Below are 17,225 nucleotides of genomic sequence, written 5' to 3'. Positions count from 1 at the left end.
CTCAGATCAGGTTGTTCGGATCGTCGACATCAGAGTAGAGCGTGTTGATTCCGTGCTGGCAGAACGCCTGTTCGTCGGCGGTGAACGGCCGAAGAGGCTCAGGCGCGTGCGGCACTGTGTCGTAGAACGGCTTGTCGTGGCTCACCATCACCGAGGCTCCAGTGGCCTGAGCCAGCGCCACGATGCGGTGCACCGAGTCGGCAGCCTGCTTGGCGTCATAGATGATTCCGCCGAGCACGTCAGCAGAGATGTTCTCACGACAGTTCACCGCATCACCGGTGATGATAAGGCTGCCGACGTCAGGCACATCCCACAGGGCGATCGACTGGTGCCCGGGAGTGTGGCCCGGGGTCGAGATCAGTTGAAAGCCCGGAAGGATGGTCCAGTCACCCTGGGCGAAACGCCAGTTGATCGTGGGATCGTCGTACTCGTGCCGAACGTACGGGAACGCGGCGAAGCTGTCGAGATTCATGGCGAAGCGGTACTCGGCCTTCTGCACGATGTGCAGTGCTTTGGGGAAGTAGGTCGCGGCGCCGCAGTGATCGTGATGAAGATGCGTGTACACGACCATTTTGATGTCATCGGTGCTCAGACCGACTAGCTTCAGTTGCTCACTGATCACCTGGTGCTTGCCCATGATCGGCCTCGCCGCAGTGGCCAGCGCACCCCATCGCTCCTCCGCCATCTTCTGGCCCTGGGCGATCAGGGGGTCGTTGCCGGTGTCGATGAGGACGAAACCGCGGCTCGTTTGGACGAGGAACTGCCGCACCGCGATCCGGATCTTGGTGCCCGGATTCGTGAGATTGAGCATAACCGAGGCATCGAGCTCTAGCTCCCCGCCGTCGAGCACGTAAACTTTTTCGACTACTGTCTTTGCCACTTCCTGCTCCTCGCTACTACGTGGTCACACTGGGGTGAAGAGGCGGGTGGCCTTCGCCTGATGCGAAGGTTTCTCCGTGACGGCGAAGGCCACCCGCTTTGCTCATGGAACTCAGCCCTGCGAGCATCCTTCAACATTTTGAGGGAGTGTTGCCTGCGTCCAACCCTCGGGGCAGGCTTCCCGAGTGACGAATCGCACTGACTCATCCTGCTCGAAGCCCTGGAGGTAGGAAGCAGTGAACGGCACAGCCTCTGCGCCGGCCTCAGGCTCGCCGGTCTGAGACGCACCCAAGGTGGCCTCAGGCAGCATCTCGTTGAAGATGTCGGCCGTCGACTCGTCGCCCACGGTGCCGGGCTCGAACACGTTGCAACCTTCTTGGTACTCGTTGTCCACGCAGACCGTCACGTTTTCAGCGGTCACAATCTGGTAGGGAACTTCGATGTCAAACGGGATACCGTCGGGACCTTCGAGCAAGACGGCGAGCGCCACCTTCATTCCGATTCCACCCTGAGCAGGAGGCGAACCGATGCTCACACCCGGCCAGCCGTCGAGGAGCCGCTCCCTGAAGTACTGAGAGGTCTCACCGGAGATAGGAACCTGCAACCCGGCGGCCTCGAGTGCCTTCACACAGCCCGACTCGCCGTACCCGCACCACAGCCCATCAACATTTGGGAAGGATCCCAAAGCCGCAGCTGTTTCCGTCTGCGTTACAGGACTGGACCACATGCCTTCGTACTCGGTCAGAACATTCATGTCGGGGTAGTTCTGCAGTGCGGCCATGGCCGACAAATAGTGAACGTTATCCGTCGACGTGCCGACGATGCCACGGGAGAAGAAGATGTCGCCCGTCCCTCCCATGAGCTCAGCGAGCAAAGTCATGGAGTTGAACCCCATGAACGGCTCCTCAGCACCAGTGGGAACGGTGGTGATGTACGACACGTTGTACGCGCAGGGCTCAGTGACCGTCGCGTCATACGAGACGAACGTGACGCCCTGCGAGCAGGCTTCCCTGATGGCCGAGTTGAGCGCAGTCGGCGACAAGGCGTACATGACAACTGCGTCCGCACCCGCAGCCACCATCGACTGTAGTTGCGAGATCTGCCCCTGCGGAGTCGCGTCATCCGTGAGCTCCGTGCGAACCTCAACACAGTCGCTGTAAGGTGCCATCTTCGCGACCGCCGAACCGAGGTTTGCGGCTTCCTCTTGCCACGCGTTTCCAATGTTCAGCGCGTTCATGTAGACGATGTACTTGTCACCCCCGGCGCGAGGCGCGTTCGCACCTTCCGCTACACAGTCGGACCCGCCCCCACCGGCGTCGCCTCCACCCGAATCGACTCCTGTCGCGCACGCAGAGAGAGTGAGCATTGCTGCGCTCATCACTGCGACGATACTGATTCCAGCTCTCTTGGTGAATCGCATTTGTATTCCCTTCATCTTTGAAGAGCGCGCCATCGAAACCGCAGCGCGCCGTCTAAGGTGCCGACTGAACGGCAGGCCGTTCTTGGGTTTTCCTCAATCCAGCGAAGACGCGCTTGAGGGCTCCGCCATCGCGACGCATGAAGCTCAACGCGATCAGAATGATGACCCCGTATAGGACGTCTTTCCATCCCTGGGAAAGCCCTGTAGCGCCTATCACCACGGTGATCGTCGTCAGCAGTACCGTCGCCATCAATGTCGACTGCCAGAAGCCGAAACCGCTTCCGATGATCGTCCCGCCAACCAGTACAGCGGCGATCGCTGGCATGAGCCAGGCGTCGCCCAGACTCAGGCGAGCGTTCCCTGAGAAACCCAGGAGCATGATCCCGCCGACTCCGGAGGCTAATGCGCCGACCACGTAGACGCTCACCTCGATACGGCGAACTGGCATACCGGCGATGCGCGCCGCAGCTGGGGAACTGCCGAACAGGTGCACACTCCGGCCGAATCTGCTGCGGGCTTGAATGACATATCCAAGCGCCCCCACGATCAGGAAGACGACGATGGGAATACCGATGCCGAAGATCTTTCCGCTGCCGCTGAATAGTTCAATCAGGATCGGTGGCGCAGAGGGTGCCTGACGCCCGAAGGTGAATCCGATTGTGAGGCCGATCAAAATTCCGCCCATCGCAAGGGTGACGATGAACGCAGGAATCTTGAACCTCGAGATCAGGTAGCCGTCGAGGAGCCCGACCAGGGCGGATGCGATCAGTGCCAGGAGGACCGCGAGCCACGTCTCCACCCCATACACGCTCGTCGAGAGAGCCACGATGGTCGCCGATAGGGCGACGACGCCGGGGATGGACAGGTCCAGCCCGCCAATCAGCATGATGAGGCCCTGCCCGAAAGCGAGCACCGCGACGAAAAGACTCTGCGTGAGGATCGCTTCCGCCGCCGTCCAGGACGGCAGGCCCGCGCTGAAGAGTCTGCCCGCGAACAGCGCCACGACAGCCAGGAGTATCAAAGTGATGGGCCGGGCGACGCCTGGTGAACTCCACACGGAGAGCCGCTCCCGGGAAATCGTAGCGAGTGATTCAGTAGGTGTTAGGGTCATGGTCGCTCTCCTCCCGAAACGCTTACCGTCGGCGCCTCCACTTTCGGTGTGGTTTTCACTGCTTGGACTTTTCGTTGCTCGCTCTGCGTAGCGACAGCACCGACGAGTACGGCAGCAATAATCAGCATTCCCTCGAACACTCTCTGTACCCATCCGCTGATGCCCAGCACGAATAGCACTTTTGGGATGACCGTGAGGGTCAGGGCGCCCAGCATTGTGCCGAGGACAGAGCCGCTACCGCCGGTGAATGCCGCGCCACCGATAGCGACAGCGGCGAAAGTCGCCAAAAGGTAAGACGATCCGATTGTCGCGTCGCCGGTTTGGACCACGGCCGCAAGCACGGCGCCGGCGAGCCCGTAGAGGGTTCCGGCCAAGGCGAACACCCCGAATTTCACGCGGTCGACAGCGACCCCCGACAGCCGCAACGCCTCCGCGTCCTGACCGACGCCATACGCGTGAACCCCCATCCTCGTGTTTCGGTACAGCAACCACAGGAGCGCAATCACCATGAGGAAGATGATGCTGCGCGGCACCACCAGTTGCCCGGTGAAGAAGTCGATGATGCCCGGATCAATCCGTCCGCCCGGGGTGGGCAGAATGACGAGCGCCAGCCCGCCAAGGATGATGAACGTGGCCAGCGTGACCGCGATCGCCGGTAGCCGCATCACCACAACGAGGAATCCGTTGAACAGACCGACAACGGCGCCAACGAGCACGGCGAGGGGAAGCCCGAGCCAGCCAAGCTCACTCAACCAGGTCGCCATGAGGACGTTGGTCACTGCGACGACACCCGCGGCCGATAGGTCGAATTCGCCCGTGAATATCACGAGCGTGACGCCGCTCGCCGCGAGAACCAGCGGCAAGGAGAGCAACAGCCAGCTATTGATGAGGAAGACGCTCAGCCCGCCGAGCTGCAACACCGACCACGCGATCAGAAAGACCGCAAGCACCAGTGCCGCACGGACCGTTCCGTTTCGTAGCACTCTGGCAACGAATCCACGTCTCTCCATCAGATGCTCTCCGCTTCCTGCAGTGTCTTGCCGACGGCATGGCGCATGACCGCGTCTTCCGTCATGGCTGATCCGGTCAACTCAGCAACGATGCTGCCCCCGTAAACGACGAGCACGCGGTCGCACATCCCGATCAACTCGGGGATCTCTGTGGAGTAGAAAAGGATCGCGGCACCACCAGCCGACGCTTCCCGCAGCGTCTTGTAAACCTCGAGCTTTGCGGCCGGGTCGATGCCGCGAGTCGGGTCAAACATCAGCATGATGCTCGACCCGGTCAGCGCAGTCCGAGCGAGGATGGCCTTCTGCTGGTTGCCGCCCGAGAGGCTGCCGATCTGCCGCGCAAGATAGTCGGGCCGAATGTAGTGCTCCTCCGCAGCCTGCCCGCTCCGGCTCTGCTCGGCGCGACGACGCACAAGTCCAAAGCGCGTCAGGGACTTCAGGATAGGTACGGAGATGTTCTGCGTGGTGGACATGTCTGCGAAGAGCCCCTCGCGCTTGCGCTCCTCTGGAACGAGTGCCACACCGGGGCCTGACCGCATTGCGGAGCGCGGTGATGCGAGGTCGGCGGGCTGGCCGTCGAGGGACACTCGGCCGGAGGTCAACCCTGTCGCGCCCGCGAGAGCATAGAAGATTTCCCGTTGCCCCTGGCCTTCTAGGCCCGCCACACCGACTATCTCGCCGGGACGAACGTCCAGAGAGACATCGACCACCTGCTCACCGACGGCGAGGCTCTCAACATGCAAGGCCGGCGCTGCAGACGTGTCGACGCGGTTGAGGGGGGGCGGGAAAGCGATGTCGATCGACCGACCGATCATCTGAGAGATCACGTCGTCATGGTCGAACGCGCCTCGCGTGAACTGTCCGACAATGCGGCCGTTGCGCATGATGCTTCCTAGATCGCAGAGCTCTTCGATCTCTGCCAGCTTGTGAGAGATGTAAAGCACCGCTGCGCCTCGCTCCGCAGCCGCCCGCACGTGCTTGAAGATCCACGCGGTGTCAGGGAGCGCGGCGGTCGGCTCATCAAGAATGAGGAGTCGCGGGTCCCCGTTGAGGGCCCGTACGATTTCCAGACGCTGCTGCGCGCTGAGCGGCAGCTGCCACGCGGGGGTGGACGGATCGATGTCAGTCACGTCCCACTCTTGCAGGATGTCCGCCGCGCGAGACTGCAGTGCCCGACGCCGCAGCATACCCAGCTGCGTCGGTAACTCATCCACGAGGAGGTTTTCTGCAACGGTGAACCGCGGAAGAAGCGTGAGCTCCTGGAAGGCGGTTCGAATCCCCACATTTCTCGAAGCCCTCAGGTGCCCCAGCCTGAGCTGCTCTCCCCCGATGGTGACGTCCCCGGCATCGGGCTTGACCATTCCAGAGAGTACTTTGACGAGCGTGGACTTTCCCGCACCATTTTCTCCGATAAGACCATGTATTTCGCCAGCCTCAACCTCAATATCGGCACCGCTCAACGCGATGGCGTCACCATACTTCTTGGCTAATCCTGACACTTGTAGTAGGGACACCATTGTTCCTTAAAGTTTGTGGGATAACTGAATACACGCGATTTGCCGCCAAAGATGACTGCCGCCTGTGAATCTGCGAGGGGCGCCTGGCTTGCGCACCCCCCGGCATCGCGCATTACCCGCCGACTGGGAGCGCCTCATTATCAGAATTCAGGTGCTCCACTGTGGTGAATACCAACTCGGAACTCCCTACATTCTCGATATCATGCAGGAGATACTCGCCTACTCCGAAATGGAAGTGTCGAGTCTCACCCGCTTCGTACGACACATCGCGAGTGGTGCCGTCGAAGGTGTGCTGTCGACTCGTACCGGCGTTCACTGCCGTCCAGAAGTAGTCGAGAACGTGCCGATGCGCGTGCCACCGTTCGCCTGGGGCGAGACGGATTTCCCAGACACGCACGCGATCGTTCTCGCTGAGAAGTCGAGATCCCACGTGCCCATCGAAGGCATGTGTCTCGAACTCCTCCTTAAGGTCATCGGACCATCCCTCGAAATCGACGCCGATGACGGTGCCGGCGAGGGGCAGGTCACTCAAGAACTTGACGTCGTTAGCCATTGGTCAGCACCACCTTCAGAGCGTTTGTCTTGGCTGCATTCTTGAACGTGTCGTAACCCTTCACGGTCTCCGAGAGCGGCATGCGGTGGCTGATCAGCGCAGTGGCGTCCAGGGAGCCGGTCTCAATCGCTCGCATCAACTGGGGAATCTTGAGGGTTGACGGTATGCCCGTGGTGATAGTCACCTGCTTCGCCCATAGAGTCTCGAGGTGGAGCGTCACGGGCTCCTCGTGAACGCCGATGTTGGCGATACGTCCCCCCGACCGAACAAGGTCGGCTGCCAGCTCGAAAGGCGCCGGGAAGCCGGCTGCCTCGATCGTGACGTCTGCGCCGAGTCCGCCCGTCAGCTCCATCACGAGCTCTTTCGCGTCTTCCGGAGCAACTGCGTGCGTGGCTCCGAGCTCGAGTGCCTTCTTGCGCCGAGATTCGACGAGATCCACGACAACTAAATTCGCAGGGGAGAACAGCCGCCCCGTGAGCACGGTCGACAGACCGACCGGGCCTGCCCCCACTATGACGACGGTGTCGCCCGGGGCGACCTGGCCCGCCAGCACACCAGTCTCGAATCCGGTCGAGAGGATGTCGGTCAAGAAGACGACCTGCTCATCGCTCAGCGAGTCAGGGATGCGATACATGGAGTTCTGCGCGAATGGTACCCGCGCGAACTCGGCCTGCACACCGTCGATCAGGTGACCCAGCGCCCAGCCGCCGTTCAGGCACTGCCCGTACTGGCCGGAAGTGCAGAACCGGCAATGCCCACAGGCCGACACGCACGTGGCGAGAACGCGATCACCCGGCACCACGTTGTGCACAGCCGGCCCCACCTCTTCGACGATTCCTACACCTTCGTGACCGAGGATCGTGCCGAGGGGAGTGTCGGGGACGCCACCCTTCAGAATATGGGTGTCGGAGCCGCAAATCGTGGTCGTAGTCACCTTCATGATGACGTCCGTGTCCTGCTCGATCTTCGGATCAGGGCGTTCCGTCCACTCAATGCTGTCGGGACCGTTGTAAACAAGCGCTTTCATTTCTTACCTCCTACATCAGTGCACGGCATGACGCCGCACGGTTCTAGTACGCGGGCTGAAGAGCGCCTTCGAGCAAGCCGAAGCGCAACCTGCGGTCGTGGGGCGTCCAGGTGTTGTCGATCTGAGCGGCGCGGCCCATGATCTTGATGCGATCAAGCAAGGCATTTCCTACCTCTAGCTGTCGGGGCTCCCAGGCTCGCAACGCACCGTCGATGTCCCCCTTCGCGGCCAACAGGGCGTCGGCGAGTGCCCAGGCCTCCGCAGCGGCCTTCGCTGTGCCTGCGGCGGCGTGCGGCCGCGCGACGAATGCCGAGTCGCCGATGGTAACGGCCCGACCGAACACCATTCGTGGCGGGCGGAAATCCATGATTGGTTGGATGTAGGGTTGCGCCGTTGATCGCACTAACTCCGTCGCCGCCGGCGCGAGTGTGGATGCAGCATCTTTCATTTCCTCGACGTACCGCTCTTGCACTTTGCCAGGGTGCACAGATACCTCGCCCCGAAACCCGAAGGTGTCGGTCATGATTTCATCGAGTTCAGTTGTGCCCGGAATATTGCGATACCAGACATAGTTCAGGAGACGCCCGCCGACCTCCACCGCATCACCGGGTCCGGGAATGGGGTACATGCAGATGTGGGTCTGGTCGGCGAATGAGTAGGTGAGGGAATCGCCCAGAACCGCCCGTGTTTCTGAACTCAGCTGCGTCTCGGGCACCGTCCCACGCCACCCGATGTACCCTACGTAGTCGAGCTGGTGGTCTGGCAGAAGACGTTTCCGACCCACCGACGTGATGCCGTCAGCAAAGATAGCGAGGTCTGCGTCTGCGCTGCGGCCGTTGGCGAACCTCACGGACACCGAGTCGGAACTCTGGTCGAGACCGACGAAAGTGTGCCCGAGGTGGTAGTTCTCGCGACCAAAGTCTGACAGGAGCGCGCGGTAGAGAGTTCCCCAGGAGGTGAAGCGCCACTCGACCTCTTCCTCGAACTCAACGCTGTTGCCGTCCCCGATGACGCGCATGACGCGGGAGTGAGTGGAGATCTGCCCCGGGGTGAGCTCGCTGCGCTCCTTAAACCAGCGGAGCACCTCCGGCTGCAACACGATCCCTCCCCCGCGACCATCGAGCTCGCCGGGGGTGCGCTCATACACATCGACCTCGAACCCCAAATCGCGAAGGAGAAGGCCTGTCGTGAGGCCTCCGATAGATCCGCCGATTACGGCGACTCGCTTCCCGGTGTAATTCACCGTGACACCTCTCCAGTGATCGTCGTTGATCCCACGTCACACACGACGTGAACTGTTGACGGTCAGTATTCGAGTGTTCCACCTTGCGAGTCCATGTGGGCCAACATCATCTTGTCTGGATGACACTGTGTTGAAACACAAAAGGGCCTTGATTCCGCAGTACTTGGGAAGGCCGCCCGTCACCAATAAGTCACGGCCGGGTCACGATTGTGCGTTGATGCGCCGAATCGCGAGGGCCATCTGAAGATCGACGAGGAAGGAGTTGTCGTGGAGAGAGTTCTCGAGCCGGTCTTCCAGAGCCCTCAGCCGGTACCCGACGGTATTGACGTGCACCAACAGTCGCTCAGCCGCCCGACTCGTTGACCGGTCCTCCCTCAGCCACACGGTCAGCGTGTCAACAAGCTCCTCCGCCCTGCGAGGATCAATGTCGTCCAGTGGGCCTAGCAGGCGGTCAGCGAATTGACTGAGGGCTTTCGGATCACCATGCGAGAGAAGGAGTGCGGCAACACCCAGATCACCGATTCGGGAGACCGTGTCCGGTTTGCGACGAGCGAGGAGATCGAATGCGCCGTGGGCGGCTCGATAGGCCGCAGCGACTTCCGCAATATGGCTCACGTCCCCCCAGACGAGGGCGGAGGCTGAGCGATCAGGATTCCGTCGTCGATGGTCTGCACGGATGACCTCCACCACCTCTTCGGCGGAGAGCGAGCCCTCAGATGGCACCAACAAGACCACGTCGTCGCCCGTTGTGCCTACTAGGGTGCCAGGAGAGATCTCCCTAACAACCCCGGCGGCGGTGTCGCCCAGTCCGTGCCGCAGACCATCGGCCCCCGCCGATGGGTCCTGTCTGAGGACCACGATGGTGTGATTGGCAGCCAAGTCGTACCCGAGCGCTGCGGCGCGCTTGAGGAGGGCCGCGCGATCGGCGGGGGTAGTTTCCACCAGCATGTCGGCCACGAGATCTTTGGACAGGCGGAACGATCTCTGCGCAACGTTTCGCTGATTCGAGATCTCGAGCGCGACGGCCAGCGCGAATCCCTCGAGACCGAGCCGTCCGACGTCATCAAGCTGGAACCTGGGGCGTCCCACCCAGAGAAGTGCGACGACCTCATTTTGGAGCGTCACCGGGGTCACCCAGAACGAAGCGCCCTCACCATCGAGAGACGGGAACTCTGCAGCGCCAGACCGCTTCGACAAGACGTTCGCCAGTAATTCTGCGGCCGTTGGTACCTCCCGTTCGGCGCGGTGCGGAGGTGAGACGTAGATTCCGCTTGTTGCCGTTGCGACTACTTTCCCGTCCGTGTCTTCCACGGTGACTGAACAGTTCAACAATTCGGCGAGCATGGAGACAACGCCCGAGATGCCTACGTCGTTCGCCATAACCTGAAGTAGCCGACGGTGCTGGTGATCCACGAGTTCGAGATTTCGACGCTGCCGACGCAGCACTGCGTTGGCCGCATGTAGTTTGTCGATGGTGGCCTGTAGTTCCTCGCGGGTGTGAGCGGCCTTGATCGTTGCTCCCGCGTGGACGGCGAACATCTCGAGCAAGTTCACCTGCTCGTCAGGGAAGTGCCGTGGCGCGCGCGAATAGCCCACCAGGACACCGTTTGTGCGATCGCCCTCTCGGAGTGGGGTGGCAATAAGAGAGGCATAGCCCTCGGCGAGTGCCAGCTCACGCCAGTTGACCATCCCCTCAGACCGTGAAATGTCGGGGACATCGACGGTGCGGCCGGAGACAAAGGCCTCCACCGAGGGACTCGGGGTCGAGGTGCCGCTCCGGTCGACAGTGAGCGGGTGGTCGGCGTGTAGGTGTTCAATGTATTGACCAGAGAGACCGGCAGAACCGGCGACCATCAAGCGTGACTGCGTGGAGTCGGGCAGCATCACCGCGCACATGTCCATGCCGAGAAGCTTGCGGGCGCGCTCCGCGACTTGGCTCACGACGCTAGGGATGGAGTTCTCGAGATACCCAGACCTCGCGACTTCGACGCCGGCGATCGCCCACTCACGCCCGCCTTCGGCATTCGGCAAGGCACCCTGGACAGCAACAGGGCCGTTGGTGTTCATTCTGTCCACCTACCGACTTGAGGTCAGGCGAGGGCCTTTTCGGCCGAACCGCGCCCGCTCGTGCTCTCCCAGTGCTCCACCACTGGCGCACCGGCGATGAGCCCGTCCGTGAGCTCGACCCAGCGTATGAAGAGTTCCGACTTCACGAACCCCTCAGTGTGGTCCTCCAGCCGCTCCCACTCAAGGAGCAACACGAAAGTGTCCGGGCGCTCTACCCCGCGACGACACTCGCCGCGGATGAACCCGGGTGCCTGGGGGAAGATGTCCGTGAGCGCAACGGTTGCGGCTTGAGCGAAACGGTCGGCATGAGCGCCGTTGACCGGAATGAAGGCGATCTCTAGTGGCACTTGTCCTCCTTGACAGTAGCCTTGCGCATACTCTGAGCGCGATCATACTGGCGTTGGGACGTCGATGAGACGCTCGACCGAAAAACGAGGAGTGGGCCATGGGCGTTCCCCATCGAGTGGGAGTCATCGGGGGAGGTCGAATGGGTGCGGGGATCGCTCACGCGTTCCTCAGTTCCGGAGCCCACGTCACAATCAGCGAGGCAACCGATCATGCCGCTCGCGCGGCTCGCGAGCGTGTCTCGGCGAGCCTGCGGCGGGCCCAGGAGCGCGGTACTCTGCGCGACTCGGTGGATCACGTGACCACTCGATTCAGGACTGTCACCACCATCGAGGCGCTGAGCCAATGTGAGCTCATCGTGGAAGCGGTGCCGGAGACCGTGGCTCTGAAGCAAGAGGTCCTGGCGGCCGCGGAGGCAGTCGCACCCACCGGAGTATTAGCGACCAATACAAGTTCGCTCTCGGTCAGCCTGATTGCTTCTGCGCTCCGGCGTCCGCACAACCTGGTAGGGCTTCACTTCTTCAACCCGGTACCCGCGAGTGAACTGGTGGAGATCGTCGTTGGATCGACCACCCCGGACTCGCTCGTGAACTTGGCGGTGACGTGGGTCGCGGGGCTCGGCAAGACTTCGATCGTCGTCAAAGACCTGCCCGGATTCGCCTCATCCCGCCTGGGCGTTGCCCTAGCACTGGAAGCGATGCGGATGGTGGAGCAAAACGTGGCGAGCGCGGCCGACATCGATACCGCAATGACGCTCGGCTACCGGCATCCAATGGGTCCGCTGCGCACAACAGATATTGTCGGTCTCGATGTCCGCCTCGCGATCGCCGAGCACCTCACTCTTGAGCTGGGGCCGCGCTTTGCACCGCCCGAGATACTGCGGGCGAAGATTGCCGCGGGCGAACTCGGTCGCAAGACAGGTAAGGGGTTCTTTGAGTGGAAATAGTGCGAATAATGCTCTTGGAAAGAGTATGCGCCATCGCGGCGGACAATACCTGACCTGCGCGGCGCGCTTTCATATCACCTGGCAGGAGGGGAATTTTCCCGACTTAAGGGTTACGCTCAGGGACACCCATTATCGAACTTCGCTGTTCAGATTAAGTGTGTCGAATGTGCCCGTTATGCGGCTCATCGCATTTGGGGGTGTAGCAACGGTCTAAAGCCTCCGGCCTCGAGCAGGGATCGGGCGATGTAGTTGGTGAGGTTGCGGAAGCCGAGGGCGGAGCCGCGGAGGTGCTCGAGACGGCCATTGATCGCCTCGGTCGGCCCGTTCGAGGTGCCGGGCCGGTCGAAGTAGGCGAGCACGTCGGCGGCGCGCTGTTTCAGCGTCCGGCCGAGGGCGATGACCTCGCGGAGCGCCCCGGGGACGCCGACGCTGACCGTGTCGATCAGCTCGATCATCAGCTGCTTGCCCGCGGCTCGGTCGGGGTCGCGGTAGGAGGCGACCATGTGCTGGTAGATGCCCCAGGTGACCTCGACGGCGGCATGCCGCTCGTCGGCGAAGAGCGCGTCGAGCCGCTGCTGCTGGCGCGGCGTGTGGAACGCGGCACCGGTGTGGAGGGTGCGGCGGGCGGCGTAGAGCGGATCGCCCTTGCGGCCGCGGTGGCCGTGGATCTGCTGCTGGACGCGCCGCCGGCAGCTGTCGAGCGCGTTGCCGGCGAGGCGGACGACGTGGAACGGATCCATGACGGCCACCGCCTCGGGCAGCTCCTCGACGGTGGCGGTCTTGAAGCCGGAGAAGCCGTCCATCGCGACAACTTCGACGCCGTCTCGCCACGCCTGAGGTCGGGCGGCGAGCCACTGCTGGAACGCGTGCTTGGAGCGGCCCTCGACCATGTCCAGCAGCCTGGCTGGCCCCGTCTTGTCGCGGATCGGGGTGAGGTCGATGATGACGGTCACGTAGCGGTCGCCGCGGCGCGTGTGACGCCAGACGTGCTCGTCCACGCCCAGCACCGCGACCCCCTCGAACCGTGCCGGGTCGTCGAGCAGGCGGCGCCTGCCCTCCTCGAGCACGGCGGTGTTGGCGGTGTGCCAGGCGACGCCCAGGCCGGCCGCGACGCGCGAGACGGTGAGATGGTCGAGCACCAGCGCGTCCAGCGCCCAGCGCAGTCCCGCGCGAGAGATCTTCGCACGCGGCTCCGCCGCCGCGGCCGTGTCCTGCCGCCAGACGCGGCCGCATCCGCTGCAGCGATACCGGCGCAGGCGCAGCAGCAAGGTCGTCGGCCGATGCCCGAACGGCGCATGCGCCAACCTACGCGTGACCGTGTCGCGCGGCACGCCCCGGCAGCCGCAGGCGCGGCACCAGTCGTCGGCCTCGATGACCCGGCAGGCGAGCACCGCCCGGTCGCGCTCAAGCCGTTGACCCGTCACCTCCAGACCGAGCTCGTCGAGCCGGCAGAACGTGGTGAGGCAGGGCGCGTCGAAGGTAGCGTTGAGCACGTCGAGGTCTTTCGGACGGTGAGCGTAGGAACTCCCATCCTGGAAGACCTCGACCTCTACCCCGGCAACGACGCGGCACGGAGGTCTACACCCTCAACTGCGAAGAGCCCGTTATGCTGAGTTCTCTTTGCAGAGAAAAGTTAGGGTGACCTCTTCAACGAAAAAAGCGATACGACAACTCGCTGTCCAGGCGTATGCTCGGGGACTGTGACGGAGCTCGAATATACCCCGACGCCTTCCGCGATATCTCGTGCGCTGAGACGCGCTGAAAATGGGGTGGCGCTCGACGCGACCGAGGCTGAAACCCTGCTGCACGTGCGCGGCGACGACCTCGACCGGCTGCTCGCCGTCGCCTCCCGCGTGCGCGATGCCGGGCTCGACCGGTCGGGGCGACCCGGCGTCATCACGTACTCGCGGAAAGTATTCATTCCGCTCACGCACCTGTGCCGCGACCGCTGCCACTATTGCGTCTTCGTGCAGACTCCGAACCAGCTCGCCGCGCAGGGCAAGGCGCCCTACCTCAGCCCCGACGAGGTGCTCGAGATCGCCCGGGAGGGGGCCGCGCTCGGCTGCAAGGAAGCGCTCTTCACGCTCGGCGACCGCCCCGAGGATCGCTGGCCCGCCGCCCGCGAGTGGCTAGACGCGCACGGCTACGACTCGACGATCGACTACCTGCGGGCGATGGCGATCCGCGTGCTCGAGGAGACCGGTCTGCTTCCGCACCTCAACCCCGGCGTCATGACGTGGGAGGAGATCCAGCGCCTCAAGCCCGTCGCGCCCTCGATGGGCATGATGCTCGAGACGACCTCGCGGCGCCTGTTCGCCACGCGCGGCCTCGCGCACTTCGGCAGCCCCGACAAGGACCCGGATGTCCGCCTGCGCGTCCTCGAGGACGCCGGCCGCTCCTCCGTGCCGTTCACCTCCGGGCTCCTGCTCGGCATCGGCGAGACCTACGCCGAGCGCGTCGACGGCCTGTTCGCGCTGCGCGCGACCTCGCGCCGCTTCGGGGCGATCCAGGAGGTCATCATCCAGAACTTCCGCGCGAAGCCGCGGACGGCGATGCGCGCGGCCGATGACCTCGACCTGCAGGAGTACATCGCCGCGGTCGCCCTCTCGCGCCTCGTGCTCGGGCCGGGTGCTCGCCTCCAGGCGCCGCCCAACCTCACCGACGCCGAGGAGCTCGGCCTGCTGATCCGCGCGGGCATCGACGACTGGGGCGGCGTGAGCCCGCTCACGCCCGACCACGTCAACCCCGAGCGCCCGTGGCCGCAGATCGACGAGCTCGCGCGCCTCACCGCGGTCTCGGGCTTCACGCTGCGCGAGCGGCTCACCGCGCACCCCCACTACGTGCGCGCCGAGGAGCCCTGGCTCGACCCGCGCGTGCTGCCGCACGTGCGCGCGCTCGCCGGGCCCGACGGCCTCGCCGACGAGTCGGTGCTGCCCGTCGGCCTGCCGTGGCAGGAGCCCGACCCCGACTGGGCCGGCTCCGGCCGCGTCGACCTGCACACCGCGATCGACACCGAGGGGCGCCGCACGGCGGCTCGCGGCGACGTCGACGCCGTGTACGGCGACTGGGACGAGCTGCGCGAGGCCGTCGGCGACACGACCAGGGTGCCCACGGCATCCCCCGCCCTGTCGGCGGGCGTGCGCGCAGCGCTGCGCCGCGCCGAGACCGACCCGGCCGGCCTCACCGATGCCGAGTACCTGACGCTGCTCGAGGCCGACGGCGACGACCTCGACGCCCTCGCCTCGCTCGCCGACGACGTGCGGCGCGATACGGTCGGCGACCCCATCGGCTACGTCGTCAACCGCAACATCAACTTCACCAACGTCTGCTACACCGGCTGCCGCTTCTGCGCCTTCGCGCAGCGGCGCACCGACGCGGATGCGTACACGCTGTCGATGACGCAGGTCGGCGACCGCGTCGACGAGGCCTGGGCCCTCGGCGCGACCGAGATCTGCATGCAGGGCGGGATCCACCCCGACCTGCCCGGCACCGCCTACTTCGACCTCGCGCGCGAGGTCAAGCGCCGGCAGCCCGAGATCCACCTGCACGCCTTCAGCCCCATGGAGATCGTCAACGGCGCGACCCGCACGGGGCTGTCGTTCGCCGAGTTCCTCACGGCCGCGAAGGAGGCCGGGCTCGACACGATCCCCGGCACGGCCGCCGAGATCCTCGACGACGAGGTGCGCTGGGTGCTCACGAAGGGCAAGCTGCCCGCCGCGACGTGGGCCGAGATCGTCTCGACCGCGCACCGGCTCGGCATCCGCTCATCGAGCACGATGATGTACGGGCACGTCGACAACCCCACGCACTGGGTCGGCCACCTGCGCACGCTCGCCGCGCTGCAGGACGACACGGGCGGCTTCACGGAGTTCGTGCTGCTGCCCTTCGTGCACGCGAGCTCGCCCGTCTACCTCGCGGGCGTCGCGCGCCCCGGCCCGACCGCGCAGGAGAACCGCGCCGTGCACGCCGTCGCGCGCCTCATGCTGCACGGCCGCATCGACCGCATCCAGACCTCGTGGGTCAAGCTCGGCACCGCCGGCACGCAGCTCATGCTGCAGGGCGGGGCGGACGACGTCGGCGGCACCCTCATGGAGGAGACCATCAGCCGCATGGCGGGCGCCGACAACGGCTCGGAGAAGACCGTCGCCGAGCTCGAGGAGCTCGCCGCCGCGATCGGCCGACCCGCCCGGCAGCGCACGACGACCTACGGCACCCCGAGCGACGAGCGCCTCGCGGCCGCGCGCGCCCACCGCACCGAGGGCTACGCGGCGACCGGTCGGCGGCTCGCGCTCACGATCGCCGAGGTGCGCGCGGGCGCATAGGCGGGCCATCGGCGTGACCGGCGGCGAGCCGCGCGCACGGCGTCGACGGGGGTGCAGTGCTCGCGCCCGGGACGGGCCGGTGTCCGCGGCGAGTCAGTCGTCGAGGAGGGCGCGCGTTCGCGGCCCGAGAGCGAGGGATGCCACGGCCCGCAGCTGATCGAGCGTGTCGACGTCGTGGCGCAGACCCGACCCCGCCGGGAGCGCGAGCTCGACGTAGCCGGCCGCGCGGTGGCGCGCGGCTGAATCGGGGCCGAACCGCGGGGCATGCGGCACGCCGACCCGCGCGACGATGAGCGAGGTTCCCGAGCCCTCGGCGTCGGGCACGAACGCCCGCTCGTGCAGCGCGGCCGCGGCGAGGGCGTCGTCGAGCTCGACCGGGCGGAGCGCCGGGAGGTCTCCGAGGAGCACGGCCGTCGGCGCGGGGCCCGCACCGGCTCCCGCGTCAGCACCCGCGCCCGCCTGCGCGGTCGACATGCGCAGCGCCCCGAGCCCCGCGAGCACCGCCGCGAGCAGCCCGCCACCCGGATCGGCGATCACCCGCACGCCGTCGACCGGCTCGGCGAGGGCGCCGACGACGACGACCTCCCCCACGAGCGACGCGGCCCGCGCCGCCGCGACCGTGTCGAGCGCGAACGCCGCGGCGAGCGCGGAACGCCGCGCCTGCTCCACGTCGAGGCGGGTCTTGCCGCGGTCGCCGCCTCGCACGGGGATGACGAGACCGACGCGGACGGCGCCGCCGCGGGCATCCCTGCCCGCCGGCGGCGCCGACGACGGCACGCGGTCGA

At 65.0% G+C, this 17,225-nt stretch carries 14 protein-coding genes; 3 read left to right on the top strand and 11 right to left on the bottom strand.

Going from position 1 to position 17,225, the window contains the following annotated elements; all coding sequences use genetic code 11:
- Position 1 precedes the first annotated feature (1 nt).
- The 5 genes from FHX53_RS04580 to FHX53_RS04560 form a co-directional block, all read right to left on the bottom strand.
- Complete coding sequence (locus FHX53_RS04580; protein ID WP_182490192.1) at positions 2-880, bottom strand: MBL fold metallo-hydrolase; 879 nt, start codon at positions 878-880, stop codon at positions 2-4.
- Positions 881-991: 111 nt separating this feature from the next.
- Entirely contained in the window at positions 992-2,299 is a 1,308-nt protein-coding gene (locus FHX53_RS04575; protein WP_182490191.1) for a substrate-binding domain-containing protein, read from the bottom strand.
- Positions 2,300-2,351: 52 nt separating this feature from the next.
- A complete protein-coding gene (locus tag FHX53_RS04570) occupies positions 2,352-3,302 on the bottom strand; it encodes an ABC transporter permease subunit (RefSeq protein ID WP_182490190.1) in 951 nt (316 codons plus the stop codon).
- A 104-nt stretch (positions 3,303-3,406) separates the two neighbouring features.
- Positions 3,407-4,420 (bottom strand): ABC transporter permease, encoded by a 1,014-nt coding sequence (locus FHX53_RS04565; RefSeq protein WP_182490189.1) that lies wholly within the window; start codon positions 4,418-4,420, stop codon positions 3,407-3,409.
- Positions 4,420-5,919 (bottom strand): ATP-binding cassette domain-containing protein, encoded by a 1,500-nt coding sequence (locus tag FHX53_RS04560; RefSeq protein WP_182490188.1) that lies wholly within the window; start codon positions 5,917-5,919, stop codon positions 4,420-4,422. The genes FHX53_RS04565 and FHX53_RS04560 overlap by 1 nt, the downstream gene beginning before the upstream one ends.
- Positions 5,920-6,025: 106 nt before the next feature.
- On the opposite strand from FHX53_RS04560, the gene FHX53_RS04555 reads away from it, so the two are divergent.
- Complete coding sequence (locus FHX53_RS04555) at positions 6,026-6,535, top strand: hypothetical protein (RefSeq protein ID WP_182490187.1); 510 nt, start codon at positions 6,026-6,028, stop codon at positions 6,533-6,535.
- Here FHX53_RS04555 and FHX53_RS04550 read toward each other — a convergent pair.
- The 4 genes from FHX53_RS04550 to FHX53_RS04535 all read right to left on the bottom strand — a co-directional run bounded on the left by FHX53_RS04550 (position 6,483) and on the right by FHX53_RS04535 (position 11,174).
- On the bottom strand, positions 6,483-7,517 hold the full coding sequence (locus tag FHX53_RS04550; RefSeq protein WP_182490186.1) for an alcohol dehydrogenase catalytic domain-containing protein: 1,035 nt from the start codon (positions 7,515-7,517) through the stop codon (positions 6,483-6,485). The two genes, FHX53_RS04555 and FHX53_RS04550, sit on opposite strands and share 53 nt — an antisense overlap.
- A gap of 43 nt (positions 7,518-7,560) precedes the next feature.
- A complete protein-coding gene (locus FHX53_RS04545; protein WP_182490185.1) occupies positions 7,561-8,760 on the bottom strand; it encodes an FAD binding domain-containing protein in 1,200 nt (399 codons plus the stop codon).
- 201 nt (positions 8,761-8,961) lie between these two features.
- Positions 8,962-10,827 (bottom strand): helix-turn-helix domain-containing protein, encoded by a 1,866-nt coding sequence (locus FHX53_RS04540; protein ID WP_182490184.1) that lies wholly within the window; start codon positions 10,825-10,827, stop codon positions 8,962-8,964.
- A 23-nt stretch (positions 10,828-10,850) separates the two neighbouring features.
- Positions 10,851-11,174, bottom strand: coding sequence for an antibiotic biosynthesis monooxygenase (locus tag FHX53_RS04535; RefSeq protein WP_182490183.1), 324 nt, complete (start codon positions 11,172-11,174; stop codon positions 10,851-10,853).
- A gap of 98 nt (positions 11,175-11,272) precedes the next feature.
- On the opposite strand from FHX53_RS04535, the gene FHX53_RS04530 reads away from it, so the two are divergent.
- Entirely contained in the window at positions 11,273-12,118 is an 846-nt protein-coding gene (locus tag FHX53_RS04530; protein WP_182490182.1) for a 3-hydroxyacyl-CoA dehydrogenase family protein, read from the top strand.
- A 182-nt stretch (positions 12,119-12,300) separates the two neighbouring features.
- Here the strand turns inward: FHX53_RS04530 and FHX53_RS04525 are convergent, their stop codons facing one another.
- The gene (locus FHX53_RS04525; protein WP_182490181.1) at positions 12,301-13,611 is read right to left on the bottom strand and encodes an ISL3 family transposase; all 1,311 of its coding nucleotides are present in this window, start codon (positions 13,609-13,611) and stop codon (positions 12,301-12,303) included.
- 207 nt (positions 13,612-13,818) lie between these two features.
- On the opposite strand from FHX53_RS04525, the gene FHX53_RS04520 reads away from it, so the two are divergent.
- Entirely contained in the window at positions 13,819-16,440 is a 2,622-nt protein-coding gene (locus FHX53_RS04520; RefSeq protein ID WP_182490180.1) for a bifunctional FO biosynthesis protein CofGH, read from the top strand.
- A gap of 93 nt (positions 16,441-16,533) precedes the next feature.
- On the opposite strand, the gene FHX53_RS04515 is transcribed toward FHX53_RS04520, so the two are convergent.
- The gene (locus FHX53_RS04515; protein ID WP_182490179.1) at positions 16,534-17,217 is read right to left on the bottom strand and encodes a CofC family guanylyltransferase; all 684 of its coding nucleotides are present in this window, start codon (positions 17,215-17,217) and stop codon (positions 16,534-16,536) included.
- Positions 17,218-17,225 lie beyond the last annotated feature (8 nt).

Source organism: Microcella alkalica (assembly GCF_014137945.1).
GTDB lineage: Bacteria > Actinomycetota > Actinomycetes > Actinomycetales > Microbacteriaceae > Microcella > Microcella alkalica.
The sequence above is the reverse complement of the archived record's forward strand: the minus strand, read 5'-3'. Positions and strand labels throughout refer to the sequence as shown.

What these genes read in the sequence shown, in the direction of transcription:
- FHX53_RS04565 (WP_182490189.1), bottom strand. Translation starts at nt 4,420, where the DNA reads ATGGAGAGACGTGGATTCGTTGCCAGAGTGCTACGAAACGGAACGGTC.
- FHX53_RS04530 (WP_182490182.1), top strand. Translation starts at nt 11,273, where the DNA reads ATGGGCGTTCCCCATCGAGTGGGAGTCATCGGGGGAGGTCGAATGGGT.
- FHX53_RS04540 (WP_182490184.1), bottom strand. Translation starts at nt 10,827, where the DNA reads ATGAACACCAACGGCCCTGTTGCTGTCCAGGGTGCCTTGCCGAATGCC.
- FHX53_RS04550 (WP_182490186.1), bottom strand. Translation starts at nt 7,517, where the DNA reads ATGAAAGCGCTTGTTTACAACGGTCCCGACAGCATTGAGTGGACGGAA.
- FHX53_RS04575 (WP_182490191.1), bottom strand. Translation starts at nt 2,299, where the DNA reads ATGCGATTCACCAAGAGAGCTGGAATCAGTATCGTCGCAGTGATGAGC.